Origin of the sequence: Stenotrophomonas sp. RIT309 (assembly GCF_000632045.1) — a bacterium.
In the GTDB taxonomy this organism is placed as follows: Bacteria; Pseudomonadota; Gammaproteobacteria; order Xanthomonadales; family Xanthomonadaceae; genus Stenotrophomonas; species Stenotrophomonas indicatrix.
Map to the genome: position 1 here is coordinate 23,279 of NZ_JFYS01000007.1, position 16,739 is coordinate 40,017.

The following is a 16,739-nucleotide window of genomic DNA, read 5'->3' on the forward strand; positions in this document are numbered from 1 at the left end:
CTGGGCAGGATCCGGGGCCGGAGTGCCACCGGCAAACGCAAGCAGGCCCGCCCATGCGGGCCACTGCAAGCCATCCGCAAGAGGAGTCATCCCCCATGAGCGATTCGTTCTCCACCCGCAGCCAGCTGGACGTCGGCGGCAAGACCTACGACTACTTCAGCCTGCCCAAGCTGGGCCAGCGCTTCGACATCTCCCACCTGCCCTACTCGATGAAGATCCTGCTGGAGAACCTGCTCCGGCACGAGGATGGCGGCGTCACCGTCGGCAAGGATCACATCGAGGCCGTCGCCCGCTGGCAGCCCAGCGCCGAACCGGATACCGAAATCGCCTTCATGCCCGCGCGCGTGGTCCTGCAGGACTTCACCGGCGTGCCCTGCGTGGTCGACCTGGCCGCGATGCGCGATGCGGTGGTCAAGCTCGGCGGCCGCCCCGAACAGATCAATCCGCTGATTCCCTCCGAACTGGTCATCGACCACTCGGTGCAGGTGGATGTGTTCGGCAAGCCCGACGCACTGGACCTCAACGGCAAGATTGAATTCCAGCGCAACCAGGAACGCTACGGCTTCCTGCGCTGGGGCCAGAAGGCCTTCGACAACTTCAAGGTGGTGCCGCCCAACACCGGCATCGTCCACCAGGTGAACCTGGAAAACCTGGCCCGCGTGGTGATGACCGCGGACAAGGACGGCAAGGCCGTTGCGTATCCGGATACCGTGTTCGGCACCGACAGCCACACCACGATGATCAACGGCATCGGCGTGCTCGGCTGGGGCGTGGGCGGCATCGAAGCCGAGGCGGCCATGCTCGGCCAGCCTTCGTCGATGCTGATTCCGCAGGTGGTCGGCTTCAAGCTGACCGGCAAGCTGCCCGAAGGCGCCACCGCCACCGACCTGGTGCTGACCGTCACCCAGATGCTGCGCAAGCTCGGCGTGGTCGGCAAGTTCGTCGAGTTTTACGGTGATGGCCTGCAGCATCTGCCACTGGCCGACCGCGCGACCATCGGCAACATGGCCCCCGAATACGGCGCCACCTGCGGCATCTTCCCGATCGACAACGAATCGCTGACCTACCTGCGCCTGTCCGGCCGCAGCGAAGAGCAGATCGCCCTGGTCGAAGCCTACGCCAAGGCGCAGGGCCTGTGGCACGACGCCACCAGCCCGCATGCGCAGTACAGCACCACGCTGGAACTGGACATGGGCACGGTGAAGCCCTCGCTGGCCGGCCCCAAGCGCCCGCAGGACCGCGTGCTGCTGGAAGACGTGCAGAAGAACTACCGCGACGCGCTGGTCGGCATGACCGCCAACCGCGACAAGCGCAGCGAGGATGTCTCCACCTTCGTCAATGAAGGCGGCGGCGCCGCAGTGGGCAACGAGCAGCTGGCCAAGGGCTACGCCGACATCGAGATGGACGGCAGGAAGGTGCGGCTGAAGGATGGTGCGGTGGTCATCGCCGCCATCACCTCGTGCACCAACACCTCCAACCCGGCGGTGATGATCGGCGCCGGCCTGCTGGCCCGCAACGCGGCCGCCAAGGGGCTGGACCGCAAGCCGTGGGTCAAGACCTCGCTCGGCCCAGGCTCGCGTGTGGTCACCGACTATCTTGAAAAGGCCGGCGTTCTCACCGAGCTGGAGAAGATCGGCTTCTACGTGGTGGGCTATGGCTGCACCACCTGCATCGGCAACTCCGGCCCGCTGCCGACCGAAGTCAGTGCCGGCATCGCCAGTGGTGATCTGGTGGTGACCTCGGTGCTGTCGGGCAACCGCAACTTCGAGGGCCGCGTGCACCCCGAAGTGAAGATGAACTACCTGGCCAGCCCGCCGCTGGTGGTGGCCTACGCCATCGCCGGCACCACCGACATCGACCTGACCACCGAGCCGCTGGGCACCGGCAGCGATGGTCAACCGGTGTACCTGCGTGACATCTGGCCGAGCAACAAAGAGATCGGCGACGTCATCGCCGCCACCGTCGGCCCGGAGATGTTCAAGCAGAACTACGCCGACGTGTTCAAGGGCGATACCCGCTGGAACACCATCGCCTCGCCGGACGGTGACCTGTACGAATGGAGCGATGCATCCACTTACATCAAGAACCCGCCGTACTTCGATGGCATGACCATGCAGGTCGGCAGCATCGATGATGTGCACGGCGCACGGGTGATGGGCCTGTTCGGCGATTCGATCACCACCGACCACATCTCCCCGGCCGGCAACATCAAGAAGGACTCGCCGGCAGGTCGCTTCCTGCAGGAGCGCGGCGTGCAGCCGGCCGACTTCAACAGCTACGGCAGCCGCCGCGGCAACGATGACGTGATGGTCCGCGGCACCTTCGCCAACATCCGCATCAAGAACCTGATGTTCGGTGGCGAAGAAGGCGGCAACACCCTGTACTACCCGGCCGGCGGTGGCCAGCCGGAGAAGCTGGCGATCTACGATGCGGCCATGAAGTACAAGGCCGACAAGGTGCCGCTGGTGGTACTGGCCGGCAAGGAATACGGCACCGGCTCGTCGCGCGACTGGGCAGCCAAGGGCACCCTGCTGCTGGGGGTAAAGGCGGTCATCGCCGAAAGCTTCGAACGCATCCACCGCTCCAACCTGGTCGGCATGGGCGTGCTGCCGCTGCAGTTCCGCAACGGCGAAAACGCACAGTCGCTGGGCCTGGATGGCTCGGAAGTGATCGATGTCACCGGCCTGCAGGATGGCGCCAGCAAGCGCGCCACGGTCACCGCGACCAAGGCCGATGGCACGAAGAAGACCTTCGAAGTCTCGGTGATGCTGCTGACCCCGAAGGAAGTGGAGTACTTCCGCCACGGCGGCCTGCTGCAGTACGTGCTGCGCCAGCTGGCTGCACGTTGATCGAACGTACTGCGTAGGTAGAGCCAGGCCATGCCTGGCTGCGACAAGACAAAGGGCCGGATCCTCACAGATCCGGCCCTTTTCTTTGCTGCTCGCCGGGCGTGGCGGCCCGGCGCCACCTACCGCCGCGGCGCGTCTGGGTCGGTACGCAGCGCCTTCAGCAGGCCCCACATGTAGAACGCCAGGATGAACGAGAACGGCAGGCCGCACAGCACCACCGCCGTCTGCATCGCGCTGAAGTTGCCGGCCAGCAACAGGCCGACACTGGCCACGGTAATGCCCGCCGCCCAGAACACGCGCAGCCAGATCGGCGCGTCATGCCCATCCTCCACGCCATCATCGACACGCCGGGTGCACAGGTTGGCGATCATCAGCGTGCCCGAATCGACCGGGGTCAGGAACAACACGAAACCAATGACCACCGCCGCACCAGCGATGTACGGCGCCGCGGGCAAGTATTCCAGCAGCTTGAACAGGGTCATCGCCGCATCGTGCTGAGCCACCTGGCCCAGCACCGCCTGGCCATGGTTCAGCACCAGGTCGATGGCGGTGTTGCCGAAGATCGACAGCCAGGCCAGCGTGAAACCCAACGGGATCAGCAGCACGCCCATGATCACTTCGCGGATGGTGCGGCCGCGCGAGATGCGCGCCACGAACAGGCCCACGAACGGCGCCCAGGCAATCCACCACGCCCAGTAGAACAACGTCCACGAGCCCATCCACTCACGCCCCTTCGGGTCGTTGAGGTACATGTCGAAGCTCTTGCGCACGAACGCGCCCAGGTAGTCGCCGGTGTTCTGTACCAGGCCATCGAACAGGTGCAGGGTCGGGCCGGTCACCAGCACGAACAGCAGCAGCAGGCACAGCAGGCGCACGTTGAGGTTGGACAACCAGGCGATGCCCTTCTCCACGCCGGCGACCACGCCGATGGTGGCTACGACCATCATCACCAGCACGATGGCCACCAGCACCTGCGGCGTATCCGGGATGTGGAACAGGTAGACCAGGCCGGACTGCACCACCAGCGCACCGATGCCGAGGTTGGTGACCATCGAGATCAGCGTCGCGAGGATACCGAAACCATCGACCATGTCGCCGATGCGGCCATGGATGCGCTCGCCGAAGATCGGGTACAGCGCCGAACGCAGGGCCAGCGGCAGGTTGCGGCGGTAGGCGAAGTAGCCCAGCGCCACGCCGACCAGCGCGTACAGCGCCCAGCCGTGCAGGCCCCAGTGCAGGAAGGTCAGCACCATCGCTTCGCGGCCCGCGGCGACGGTGCCGCCGGGCTGCCCGGGCGGGTTGAGGAAATGATCGAGCGGCTCGTAGGCGCCGTAGTACAGCAGCGCGATGCCGATGCCGGCCGAGAACAGCATCGACACCCAGGCCACGTAGCCGAACGCCGGCGATTCCTCGTTATGGCCCAGGCGGATGCGCCCATACGGCGAGAACGCCAGCCACAGCACGAAGCCCAGGCAGGCCACGATCAGCAGCATGTACCACCAGCCGAACGCCGCCGAGACCTCGGCCTGTGCCCATTGCAGCCAGTGCTCGCTGGCCTCCGGGAAAAAGACGGTCAACGCACCGAGGATGCCGATGGAGACCGACGAACTGAAGAACACGAAACGGTTCAAGCGCAGGGGCGAGCGCTTGGGATGAGCCAGGGAAGACATGGGGTCGTCTCATCAGTCCAAGGGGGCACATGGGCGGGGCCGGACCGGAAACCGGGCCCATGGCGTGGGGGCGCGACCGGCATCGTAGGGTTTATTGATTGAACGTTCAATCAATAAAAAGTATGATCTTCACCAGCCCGGCATTCCGGGTCGCAATCCGTGGAGAGACAATGCCGAAGAAAGGCGTGGAACCGGTCCGCCGCGAGCAGCTGATCCGGGCCACTTTCCAGACCATCGACGAGATCGGCATGGCCGATGCCACCGTCGCTACCATCGCAAAAAAGGCCGGCCTGTCCAGCGGCATCGTCGCCCATTACTTCGGCGACAAGGACGGCCTGCTCAATGCGGCGATGCGGCAGATCCTGCGCGAGCTGAAGGCAGCCGTTGCCCGCTATCGCGACGCCGCCGCCGGCGACGCACGTTCACAGCTTCGCGCCATCGTCGATGGCAACTTCGACGACAGCCAGACCAACGGAACCGCCATGCGCGTATGGCTGACCTTCTGGGCCGCCAGCATGCATCAGCCGGAACTTGCGCGGCTGCAGCGCGCCAACGACCAGCGACTGTTCTCCAACCTCTGCCATCAGTTCAACCGCCAGTTGCCGCATGCACAGGCACGCCTGTCCGCACGCGGGCTGGCCGCGATGATCGACGGCCTGTGGCTGCGCGGCAGCCTGGTCGGTGGTGACTTCAACGCCGACAAGGCGCGCCGCATCGCCTACGGCTACATCGATTTCCAATTGCAGGCCAACGCGCCCTGAGCGCGCCACGACCCCGCCCCATCCCTTCCAGGAGCAAGCCGATGACCACCCTGCCCGTGCAACAGCTCTACATCCACGGCCGCCGCGTCGACGCCACCAGCGGCAAGACCTTCCAGACCGTCAACCCTGCCAATGGCCAGGTGCTGGCCGACGTGCAGATCGCCAGCCAGGCCGATGTCGAACGCGCCGTTGAAAGCGCCAGCGAAGGCCAGAAGGTGTGGGCAGCGATGACCGCCATGGAGCGCTCGCGCATCCTGCGCCGTGCCGTCGAGATCCTGCGCGAGCGCAACGACGAGCTGGCCCACCTGGAAACCCTGGATACCGGCAAGGCGCTGGCCGAAACCACCACGGTAGACATCGTCACCGGTGCCGACGTGCTGGAGTACTACGCCGGCCTGGCCACCGCCATCGAAGGCATCCAGCTGCCGCTGCGCGAATCGAGCTTCTTCTATACCCGCCGCGAGCCGCTGGGCGTGGTCGCCGGCATCGGCGCCTGGAACTACCCGATCCAGATCGCCATGTGGAAGTCGGCCCCAGCCCTGGCCGCCGGCAATGCAATGGTCTTCAAGCCGTCCGAAGTGACCCCGCTGACCGCGATCAAGCTGGCCGAGATCTACACCGAAGCCGGCGTGCCGGACGGCGTGTTCAACGTCGTGCAGGGCCCGGGCCGCGAGATCGGCAACTGGCTGACCGAGCACCCGGTGATCGAGAAGATCTCCTTCACCGGCGGCGTGGCCACCGGCAAGAAGGTCATGGCCAGCGCTGCGTCGTCGTCGCTGAAGGAAGTGACGATGGAACTGGGCGGCAAGTCGCCGCTGGTGATCTGTGACGACGCTGATCTGGACCGTGCCGCCGACATCGCGGTGATGGCCAACTTCTTCAGCTCCGGCCAGGTCTGCACCAACGGTACCCGCGTGTTCGTGCCGCGCAGCATGCTGGCCGCGTTCGAAGCTGCCGTGGTGGAGCGCGTCAAGCGCATCCGCATCGGCGACCCGATGGCTGAAGAGACCAACTTCGGCCCGCTGACCAGCTTCCCGCACATGGAAAACGTGCTGCGCTTCATCGAAAGCGGCAAGAGCGAAGGCGCGCGCCTGCTGACCGGCGGCGGTCGTGCTACAGACGGTGCCCTGGCCGAGGGCGCCTATGTGCTGCCGACCGTGTTCTCCGACTGCCGCGACGACATGACGATTGTCCGCGAAGAGATCTTCGGGCCGGTGATGAGCATCCTCGCCTACGACGATGAGGACGAAGTGATCCGTCGCGCCAACGACACCACCTTCGGCCTGGCCGCAGGTGTGGTCAGCAAGGACATCAGCCGCGCACATCGCATCATCCATCGCCTGGAAGCCGGCATCTGCTGGATCAACACCTGGGGCGAGTCGCCGGCGGAAATGCCGGTCGGCGGCTACAAGCAGTCCGGCGTTGGCCGCGAGAACGGTATCTCCACCCTCGGCCACTACACCCGCATCAAGTCGGTGCAGGTCGAGCTGGGCGACTACGCCAGCGTGTTCTGACCGGCGCGCCCTGAGCACCGCCCATCGTCCGGCCACCGCGCCGATCCGACATTCCGCCGGGACGCCTGCATGCAGCGCGCCCGGCCTGCAGGAGAGCAACCATGAGCACCCATAACGAGTACGACTACATCATCATCGGCGCCGGTTCGGCCGGCAACGTGCTGGCCACCCGCCTCACCGAAGATGCCGATGTCAGCGTGCTTCTGCTGGAAGCAGGTGGCCCGGACTACCGGCTCGATTTCCGTACCCAGATGCCCGCCGCACTGGCCTTCCCGCTGCAGGGCAAGCGCTACAACTGGGCGTACAAGACCGATCCCGAGCCCTTCATGAACAACCGCCGGATGGATTGCGGTCGTGGCAAGGGCCTGGGCGGTTCGTCGCTGATCAACGGCATGTGCTACATCCGCGGCAACGCGATGGACTACGACAACTGGGCCGGCATGCCGGGCCTGGAAGATTGGACTTACCTGGATTGCCTGCCGTACTTCCGCAAGGCCGAAACCCGTGATATCGGCCCGAACGACTACCACGGCGGCGACGGCCCGCTGCGCGTCACCACGCCCAAGGCCGGCAACAACGAACTGTTCGCGGCGATGGTCGAGGCCGGCGTGCAGGCCGGTTACCCGCGCACCGACGACCTCAACGGCTACCAGCAGGAAGGTTTCGGTCCGATGGACCGCACGGTCACGCCGAAGGGCCGTCGTTCCAGCACCGCCCGTGGCTACCTGGATCTGGCCAAGCCGCGCCCGAACCTGACCATCGTCACCCATGCCCTGACCGACCGCATCCTGTTCTCGGGCAAGCGCGCAGTGGGCGTGCAGTGGCTGCACAACGACCAGCCGCAGCGCGCCACCGCACGCCGCGAAGTGCTGCTGTGTGGTGGTGCCATCGCCTCGCCGCAGATCCTGCAGCGCTCCGGCGTCGGCCCGGCCGACCTGCTGCGCAGCCTGGACATCGACCTGGTGCACCACCTGCCCGGCGTCGGCGCCAACCTGCAGGACCATCTTGAGATGTACCTGCAGTACGAGTGCAAGAAGCCGGTCTCGCTGGCCCCGGCACTGAAGCTGTACAACCAGCCGGCGATCGGCGCCGAATGGCTGTTCCTGGGCACGGGCATCGGTGCCAGCAACCAGTTCGAAGCCGGCGGCTTCATCCGCAGCGATGCCGAATTCGACTGGCCCAACCTGCAGTATCACTTCCTGCCGGTGGCGATCAACTACAACGGCTCCAACCCGATCAAGGCGCACAGCTTCCAGATGCATGTCGGCTCGATGCGCTCGCCCAGCCGCGGCCGCATCCACGTGCGCTCGAAGGATCCGCGCGAAGATCCCAGCATCCTGTTCAACTACATGTCGCACGACCAGGACTGGCGCGAGTTCCGCTCGGCAATCCGGATCACCCGCGAGATCTTCGCGCAGCCGGCGCTGGCACCGTACAGCGGCCGCGAGATTTCGCCGGGCAGCGCGCTGCAGACCGACGCGCAGATCGATGCGTTCGTGCGCGAGCATGCCGAGACCGCCTACCACCCGTCGTGCTCGAACAAGATGGGCCACGCCGATGATCCGATGGCGGTGGTTGACGGCCAGGGCCGCGTGCACGGCCTGGAAGCCCTGCGCATCGTCGATGCCTCGATCATGCCGCAGGTGGTCACCGGCAACCTCAACGCACCGACCATCATGATCGCCGAGAAGCTGGCCGATGTGATCCGTGGCCGCGCGCCGCTGCCGCGCAGCACGGCTTCGTACTACAAGGCCAACGGCGCGCCGGTGCGCAACAAGAGCTGAGTCTCCGGCCATCGGAATCATCCGCCGGGCATGGCCCGGCGCTACCAGCCGGGCTTTGCCTTCGGTCGACGGGCATGGCCCGGCACTACGAGGCGAGCTTTGCCTTCGGTAGCGCCGGGCCATGCCCGGCGGCTTTTGGCGCATACGGCCGCGGAGTGTCCACCCTCTTCGCGTTTTCCCTACGGGACGGTATGCTGCGGAGAGCGGTTCTGGCGGATACTGTCCGCGCCGCACCCATCATTACGATTCCTGGAGGGGGAATATGAGTCTGGATCGTCCCTGGCTGCAGAGCTATCCGAAAGGCGTTCCCGCCGAAATCGACGTCAACGAGTTCCATTCGGTAGTTTCGGTCTTCGACGCCTCCGTCGCGAAGTACCGCGACCGACCGGCCTACTCCAGTTTCGGCAAGACCCTCACCTACGGTGAGACCGACGCCCTGGTCGAACAGTTCGCCGCTTACCTGCTGGGCGAGCTGAAGCTCAAGAAGGGCGACCGCGTCGCCCTGATGATGCCCAACTGCCTGCAATACCCGATCGCCACCTTCGGCGTGCTGCGTGCCGGCCTGACCGTGGTCAACGTCAACCCGCTGTACACCGCGCGCGAGCTGAAGCATCAGCTGGTCGACGCCGGCGTGACCGCGCTGGTGGTGGTGGACAACTTCGGCGATACCGTCGAACAGGTCATCGCCGATACCCAGGTCAAGCAGGTCATCACCACCGGCCTGGGCGACCTGCTCGGCGCCAAGGGCACGATCGTCAACTTCGTGCTCAAGTACATCAAGAAGATGGTGCCCAACTACCACCTGAAGGGCGCGATCCGCTTCAAGCAGGCGCTCAAGCTGGGCAGCCGCCACACCCTGCCGAAGGTCGAGATCGACCATGACGACGTGGCGTTCCTGCAGTACACCGGCGGCACCACCGGTGTCGCCAAGGGCGCGATGCTGACCAACCGCAACCTGATCGCCAACATGCAGCAGGCCTCGGCCTGGATCAGCGCGTCGGGCATCGAGATGGGCAAGGAATGGATCATCACCGCCCTGCCGCTGTACCACATCTTTGCGTTGACGGCGAACGGCCTGGTCTTCATGAAGTTCGGTGGCTGCAACCACCTGATCACCAACCCGCGTGACATGAAGGGCTTCGTCAAGGAGCTCAAGTCGGTGCGCTTCACTGCGATCACCGGCGTCAACACGCTGTTCAACGGCCTGCTCAACACCCCTGGCTTCGACACCGTCGATTTCTCCTCGCTGAAGGTGACCCTGGGCGGCGGCATGGCCGTGCAGCGTGCGGTCGCCGAGCGCTGGAAGAAGACCACCGGCGTCACCCTGGTCGAGGCCTACGGCCTGACCGAGACCTCGCCGGCGGCCTGCATCAACCCGCTTACCCTGGCCGAGTACAACGGCTCGATCGGCCTGCCGATTCCGTCCACCGATGCCTGCATCAAGGACGACAACGGCAACATCCTGGCGCTGGGCGAAGTGGGCGAACTGTGCATCCGCGGCCCGCAGGTGATGAAGGGCTACTGGCAGCGCCCGGAGGAAACCGCCAAGGCCATCGACGCCGACGACTGGCTGCACACCGGCGACATGGCGAAGATGGACGAGCACGGCTTCTTCTACATCGTCGACCGCAAGAAGGACATGATCCTGGTGTCCGGCTTCAACGTGTACCCCAATGAAGTCGAAGACGTCATCGCGATGATGCCGGGCGTGCTGGAAGTGGCCGCGGTCGGCGTACCGGACGAGAAGTCCGGCGAGGTGGTCAAGGTGGTCATCGTCAAGAAGGACCCGAACCTGACCGCCGAGATGGTCAAGGAGCACGCCCGGGCCAACCTGACCGGTTACAAGCACCCCAGAATCGTTGAATTCCGAAAAGAGCTGCCGAAGACCAACGTCGGCAAGATCCTGCGTCGCGAACTCCGCGATACGCCCGCCCCGTAAGGGTTTCGGGAAAGTTGAACGCGCTCAGGCCCGGGTCGGCAACGACCCGGGCCTTTTCGCATGCGCGGGCCCGGGGCCGGTGTAGCATCGCCGCGTGAGTGGACCGTTCGGCCCGCCGGCCACCACCTTGATCTGCGGGCCGCACCGCCGAGGACCCTTCCATGAGTACCATCGAAAAGCTGCCCAGCAGCGGCTCGCCCTATGCCACCATCCGCACCCAGGACAGCGCCGACGGCGCCGCACACTGGCTGTTCATGCACGCCGATGCCTCCACCGGCGTGCGTCCCTGCTGCCGCAAGGACATGCTGGACGAGATGTGGAGCTACATGAGCGCCATCACCTGCGGGCCGGCGCAGCGCCACAGCGGCCAGCTGCGCCATTTCGTGCTGGCCTCCGACGCCGCCGCCTACAACCTGGGCGGCGACCTGGACCTGTTCACCCGCCTGATCCGCGAAGGCAACCGCGACCTGCTGCTGACCTACGCCCAACGCTGCGTGGAGGGCGTTCACCACCTGCACACCGGCTTCGGCGGCGACGTCCGCTCGATCGCCCTGATCCAGGGCGATGCGCTGGGCGGTGGCCTGGAAATGGCCCTGGCCTGCCACACCATCGTGGCCGAGGAAGGGTGCGGCATGGGCCTGCCCGAAGTGCTGTTCGGCCTGTTCCCGGGCATGGGCGCCTACTCGTTCCTGTGCCGCCGGGTGGCGCCGCAGCTGGCCGAGAAGATCATCCTCGATGGCCGTATCTACAGCGCCGAGGAGATGCACGCGATGGGCGTGGTCGACGTGCTGGTCAGGAAAGGTGAAGGCCGCGGCGCGGTCGAAGAGATGATCCGCCAGCAGCAGCGCCTGCCGCAGTCGTACCTGGCAATGAACGCCGCGCGCAACCTGGCACAGGCGGTCAGCTATGACGAACTGCTGGAAATCACCAAGGTCTGGGTCGATTCGGCACTGGCCCTGGGCGATCGTTCGCTGCGAACCATGGACCGTTTGATCAAGGCGCAGACCCGACGCGCCAATCTGGATGTGGCCTGATACGTTCCCCTCCCCCGCAGGGTTCAAGCCCGGCTGGCCACCGGGCTTTTTTTATGCGGCGCGCAGTCATCGAAAACCCGCCGCGCAGGCCTGGCTCTACCGCTCGCCGTCGTCGGCCACGCCGCGTGCCTTGCGTTCGGCGCGCGCATCAAGCGCCTGCCGGCCTTCCTTGATGGCCCCCTGCAGCACCGCAAGACGCTGCCGCCATTCGGCCTTGAGCTGCCAGTCGGCCATCCGCATCAACTCACCGGCGCGGTTGGACGCGCGCACCAGGCCCAGGTTGCTGGCCACGCCCTTGATCGCGTGCGACTGCTCGCGGAACGCACCCCAGCGTGCCGCTTCACCATCACCTTCGGCCTTGCGCAGGCACGATTCGGCATCGTCCAGGCACTGGCGGATGAACTCGCGCTCGAAACCCTCGCCCATTCCCAGCGACGCCAGCTCGTCAAGCACGCCGGTATCGAGCACGCCATCGAGGTTGGTGACGGTGCGCACGATCGGCGGCGCACTGGCCTTGAGCTGAGCGTTGTTGGCAATCTCGGCCAGGGTGTCCAGCAGTCGCACGGCCACCACGGGCTTGGCCAGGAACGCATGTGCACCGGCCTGGGTACAGCGCTGGATGGCTTCGGGAGTGACGTCGGCGCTGAGCACCAGCACCGGCGTGCGCGGGCCGCCGCCGGCCTGCATCACCCGCAGCTCCTTCAGCATGTCCAGGCCACTCATGCCCGGCATGTGCAGATCGACGATGGCCGCATCGAACTCGCTTTCAGCCAGTGCATCGAGCACCGCCTCGCCACCATCGACGCACAGCACCTTGTGCCCGGCCTTCTGCAGCAGCCGCTGCAGCACCATGCGGTTGGCCTCGTGGTCGTCGGCGACCAGGATCTGCATGCTGCGCACGCGCGCGCGATGGCGCAGGAACGGATCGGCGAAGGCGATGACGTTGCCGCCGGCACCGGTTTCGTCGCCAGCAGCAAGGGTCGGTACCGCACCCGGGACCACCGGCTGCGGCGGCGCGAACGGCAGCTCCACCCAGAAGTGGCTGCCCTGCGGCGGGTTGTCCAGGTAACCGATCTCGCCGTCCATCGCTTCGACCAGCCCCTTGGCGATGGTCGTACCCAGGCCGGTACCCTCATGGCGGCGGGCCATGCTGACGTCGGCCTGCTCGAAGGCCTCGAACAGACGCGGACGCATCGCCGGTGCAACGCCGATGCCGGTGTCGAGAATGTCGAAGCGCAGCCGCACCCCACCCTGGGTGTCGGCGTGGACAACGCTGACGCGGATCTCGACCCGGCCGTGATCGGTGAACTTGACCGCGTTGCCGGCCAGGTTGAGCAGGATCTGCCGCAGATGCCCGACGTCGCCGCGCAGGGTCGGCGGCACGGTCTCGGCCACCTTCACCCGGTAGTCCAGGCGCTTGGCCTTGGCCTGCGGCAACAGGATCAGGCCGATCGCCTGCATCACTTCGGAAAGAACGAAATCCTCGGCGACCACGCGCAGCTTGCCGGCCTCGATCGCCGAGATGTCCAGCACTTCCTCGACCAGCGCCAGCAGGCTGCGCGATGACGCCTGGATGGTACTCACGCACTCACGCTGCTCGTCATCCAGGCGCGTGGTCGCCAACACTTCTGTCATGCCATTCAATCCATTGAGTGGGGTACGAAACTCGTGGCTCATGTTGGCCAGGAATCGACTCTTGGCTTCGCTGGCGCGCCGCGCCTCGGCCATCGCTTCGGTCAACTGCCGCAGCAGCGTGGAAAAATACAGGGGAACCGCCGCCAGGCCAAGCCACAGGCCGATGGCCAGGCGTGCGTTCTGTTGCCAATAGGGGGTCGACAGCGCGGTACTGCCGAAGCTGACCATCGCCATTGCCACGGCCACATACAGGTAGTGGTTGCCGAAGCGCATGCCGTTGCCCACCGTCACCCACATCACCACGATGTAGACCCACGACAGCGGCTCGCCCATCTGGATCATGCCGGCGGCGATCAGGCCGTAGTCGGCCAGCATGCCCAGTACGCGCCGGGGGTCGGAACGCTGCGGCCGCCACAGCAGCCAGCCGAACAACAGCAGCGACAGACTCAGCCCCGTCAACACGATCGCCAGCACACCGACATACTGGGTGTGCGGCAGATCGTGCCGCGCCGAAGGCAGCAGCACGTAAGCCAGGATCAGGCTGATCAGGACGATGCGGACGATCTGCTGCCCGTGCTCGCTGTCCTGCCGCTGGGACAGGCGCAACCGCAATCGCGACAGCAGGCGTTTCACGCGCCCAGTCCCGGCCGTGCAGAGGCGGTGGAGTGCTCGGCGCAGATCTGTTCCAGCTGCTCACGACCGCGCAGCAACGCGTCCACGCAACGCGGATCGAACAGGCGCCCGCGCTGGGCATACAGGTAGGCCATGGTCGCTTCCATCGTCCACGCTTCCTTGTAGGGGCGCGGCGAGATCAGCGCATCGAACACGTCGGCCACGGCGACGATGCGTGCCTCCAGCGGAATCGCATCGCCGACCAGGCCATCGGGATAACCACTGCCGTCGTAGCGCTCATGGTGACGCAGCGCGATCAATGCACCGACCTGGATGAAGCGGTTCTGGCTGCCACTGAGCAGTTCATGGCCAATGCGTGGATGCCGGCGCATGATCGCCAGCTCCTCATCATTGAGCTTGCCCTGCTTGAGCAGCACCGCATCGGGAATGGCGATCTTGCCCATGTCGTGCAGCGGCGCGGCCATCTCGATCAACTTGACGTCGTCTTCCGGCAGGCCCAGCTGCTCGGCGATCAGGCCAGCCACGCGCGCCATGCGCTCAAGGTAGGCACTGGTGCCTGCATCACGGAACTCGATCGCACGCGCCAGCCGCGAAAGCGTCTCGCGCTCGCGCTCCTCCACCTCGTGCATGCTGGCCAGCAGCCGCTGCTCCAGCGACAGCGCACGCTGCTTCACGTTCTCGGTCTGCTGGCGCAGCTGCAACAGGTTGTAGCAGCGTGCGCGCAGTTCGCGCGGGCGGATCGGCTTGACCAGGAAATCGATCACGCCGGCTTCCAGTGCTGCCTGGCGGATCGGCTCGTCACCCACCACGGTGATCAGGATCACCGGAATATCGCGATGTTTGGGCAGCCGGCGGAAGCGGCGGGCGAATTCAAGCCCGTCCATCTCCGGCATGCGGTAATCGAGAAGCAGCAGGTCGACCGGGTACGATTCGCACCATGCCAACGCCGTCAACGGATCGCCGAAGTCATGCACGCTCAGTTCCGGCGCGATGTCCTCGATGACGTGACGGAGCATCGTCCGCGCGGAAGTCTGGTCATCGACGATGACGATGTTCAAGGCGTTCTCTGCCTGCTTTCTCGACCATGCTGAAAGGTCAGCGGGCGAGGATACCCCGCCGCTGTGCACGCTGGCACCCTGCATCGGCTCGACTCCCGTCACAAGCTCCCCGATTCATGATCGTCGTCACAATGTGAAGCGGATTCTCCACATCGCGGCCTCCCCTGACGCCATCAAGCCATAGCCGGTGTCAAGGTTGTGCAATAACGATACGCCGAGTGCGGGATGCGTCAATGGCGCCGTCTCAAACCGAGACGACGCGCACAAACGGACGCCGAAAACGCCGGTTACTGCTCCGGACGCATGTACGGGAACAGCAGCACGTCGCGGATCGAGCTGCTGCCGGTCAGCAGCATCACCAGGCGATCGACGCCGATGCCAAGGCCGCCGGTCGGCGCCATTCCGTACTCCAGCGCACGGATGTAGTCGGCGTCGTAATGCATGGCCTCGTCGTCGCCGCCTTCCTTCGCCGCCACCTGCGCCTGGAAGCGCTGGGCCTGGTCTTCCGGGTCGTTCAGCTCGGAGAAGCCGTTGGCCAGCTCCTTGCCGTTGACGAACAGTTCGAAGCGGTCGGTATAGCCGGGATCGTTGTCGTTGGCGCGGGCCAGCGGCGAGACCTCCACCGGGTGATCGGTGATGAAGGTCGGCTGGATCAGGGTGTGCTCGACGGTGGCTTCGAAGATCTCCAGCAGCAGCTTGCCCCAGCCGTAGGACGGCTTGACGCGGATCTTCAGGCGCTCGCAATGGCGCAGCAGCGCGTCACGGTCGGTGCAGTCGGCCGCGGAGATTTCCGGGTTGTGGTGGCGCACCGCCTCGTCCATGCGCCAGCGGCGGAACGCCGGGCCCAGGTCGATGTTGGCGCCGTCCCACTCGACCACGGTGGTGCCGTTCACCGACTGTGCCACGTCACGGATCACGCCTTCGGTCAGGTCCATGATCTCGTTGTACGTGGCATAGGCCTCGTACAGTTCCATCATGGTGAATTCCGGGTTGTGGCGGGTGCTGACGCCTTCGTTGCGGAAGTTGCGGTTGATTTCGTAGACGCGTTCCAGGCCACCGACGGTCAGGCGCTTGAGGTACAGCTCCGGCGCAACGCGCAGGTACAGGTCAAGGTCCAGCGCGTTGTGGTGGGTGGTGAACGGCTTGGCCGCCGCGCCGCCGGGGATGTAATGCATCATCGGCGTTTCGACTTCGAGGAAGTCGCGGTTGTCCAGCCATGCACGCATCGCACGGATGATCTTCGAGCGCTTGATGAAGACCGCGCGCGACTCCGGCGTCACGATCAGGTCGACGTAACGCTGGCGGTAGCGCTGCTCGACGTCGGCCAGGCCATGCCACTTGTCCGGCAGCGGGCGCAGCGACTTGGTCAGCAGGCGGATCGATTCGGCCTTGACCGACAGCTCGCCGGTCTTGGTGCGGGTCAGGCCACCTTCGACAGCGATGATGTCGCCCACGTCCCAGCCCTTGAAGGCGGTGTAGGCATCACCCAGCACGCTGCCCTGCAGGAACAGCTGGATGCGGCCCGATTCGTCCTGGATCTGGGCGAAGCTGGCCTTGCCCATGACCCGCTTGGCCATCAGGCGACCGGCCATCTTCACCTGGCGGCCGTTGCCTTCCAGGGTTTCGGCGGTCCACTGCTCCGCATCGGCGAATTCTTCCTGCAGGCTGCCGGCAAAGTCCTCGCGACGGAAGTCGTTCGGATACGCGATCCCCTGCCCGCGCAGCGCTTTGAGTTTCTCACGGCGCTCGGCGATCAACTTGTTTTCGTCGACGGGGGGGGTATCGGTAGCTTCGCTCATGGATCTGCGGGAATCGTGTAGTGAGGGGGAGTGTTGCGCCCGGCGCAGCCGGTTGCCCAGCAT

10 protein-coding genes are annotated in these 16,739 nt (G+C 65.6%); 6 read left to right on the forward strand and 4 right to left on the reverse strand.

Annotation, left to right across the window (positions count from 1 at the left end):
- Positions 1-95 precede the first annotated feature (95 nt).
- Complete coding sequence (gene acnA, locus BW38_RS15040; RefSeq protein WP_032975467.1) at positions 96-2,849, forward strand: aconitate hydratase AcnA; 2,754 nt, start codon at positions 96-98, stop codon at positions 2,847-2,849.
- A gap of 119 nt (positions 2,850-2,968) precedes the next feature.
- On the opposite strand, the gene BW38_RS15035 is transcribed toward acnA, so the two are convergent.
- Positions 2,969-4,519, reverse strand: a complete 1,551-nt coding sequence (locus BW38_RS15035) for a BCCT family transporter (protein ID WP_025878952.1) — start codon at positions 4,517-4,519, stop codon at positions 2,969-2,971.
- Between the two features lie 170 nt (positions 4,520-4,689).
- On the opposite strand from BW38_RS15035, the gene betI reads away from it, so the two are divergent.
- From betI to BW38_RS15010, 5 genes are all read left to right on the forward strand, one after another.
- On the forward strand, positions 4,690-5,280 hold the full coding sequence (gene betI / locus BW38_RS15030) for a transcriptional regulator BetI (RefSeq protein ID WP_032975469.1): 591 nt from the start codon (positions 4,690-4,692) through the stop codon (positions 5,278-5,280).
- A 41-nt stretch (positions 5,281-5,321) separates the two neighbouring features.
- Positions 5,322-6,794 (forward strand): betaine-aldehyde dehydrogenase, encoded by a 1,473-nt coding sequence (gene betB, locus BW38_RS15025; protein ID WP_032975471.1) that lies wholly within the window; start codon positions 5,322-5,324, stop codon positions 6,792-6,794.
- A 101-nt stretch (positions 6,795-6,895) separates the two neighbouring features.
- A complete protein-coding gene (betA, locus tag BW38_RS15020) occupies positions 6,896-8,578 on the forward strand; it encodes a choline dehydrogenase (protein WP_032975473.1) in 1,683 nt (560 codons plus the stop codon).
- Positions 8,579-8,840: 262 nt separating this feature from the next.
- Positions 8,841-10,517 carry a long-chain fatty acid--CoA ligase gene (locus tag BW38_RS15015; protein ID WP_025878948.1) on the forward strand — a complete coding sequence of 559 codons (1,677 nt, stop codon included), beginning with the start codon at positions 8,841-8,843 and terminating at the stop codon, positions 10,515-10,517.
- Positions 10,518-10,678: 161 nt separating this feature from the next.
- Complete coding sequence (locus BW38_RS15010) at positions 10,679-11,551, forward strand: crotonase/enoyl-CoA hydratase family protein (RefSeq protein ID WP_032975475.1); 873 nt, start codon at positions 10,679-10,681, stop codon at positions 11,549-11,551.
- A 96-nt stretch (positions 11,552-11,647) separates the two neighbouring features.
- On the opposite strand, the gene BW38_RS15005 is transcribed toward BW38_RS15010, so the two are convergent.
- From BW38_RS15005 to lysS, 3 genes are all read right to left on the reverse strand, one after another.
- Complete coding sequence (locus BW38_RS15005; protein WP_032975476.1) at positions 11,648-13,819, reverse strand: response regulator; 2,172 nt, start codon at positions 13,817-13,819, stop codon at positions 11,648-11,650.
- Complete coding sequence (locus BW38_RS15000) at positions 13,816-14,961, reverse strand: two-component system response regulator (protein WP_025878945.1); 1,146 nt, start codon at positions 14,959-14,961, stop codon at positions 13,816-13,818. The genes BW38_RS15005 and BW38_RS15000 overlap by 4 nt, the downstream gene beginning before the upstream one ends.
- Positions 14,962-15,164: 203 nt before the next feature.
- Positions 15,165-16,676 carry a lysine--tRNA ligase gene (gene lysS, locus BW38_RS14995; RefSeq protein WP_025878944.1) on the reverse strand — a complete coding sequence of 504 codons (1,512 nt, stop codon included), beginning with the start codon at positions 16,674-16,676 and terminating at the stop codon, positions 15,165-15,167.
- Positions 16,677-16,739: the final 63 nt, after the last annotated feature.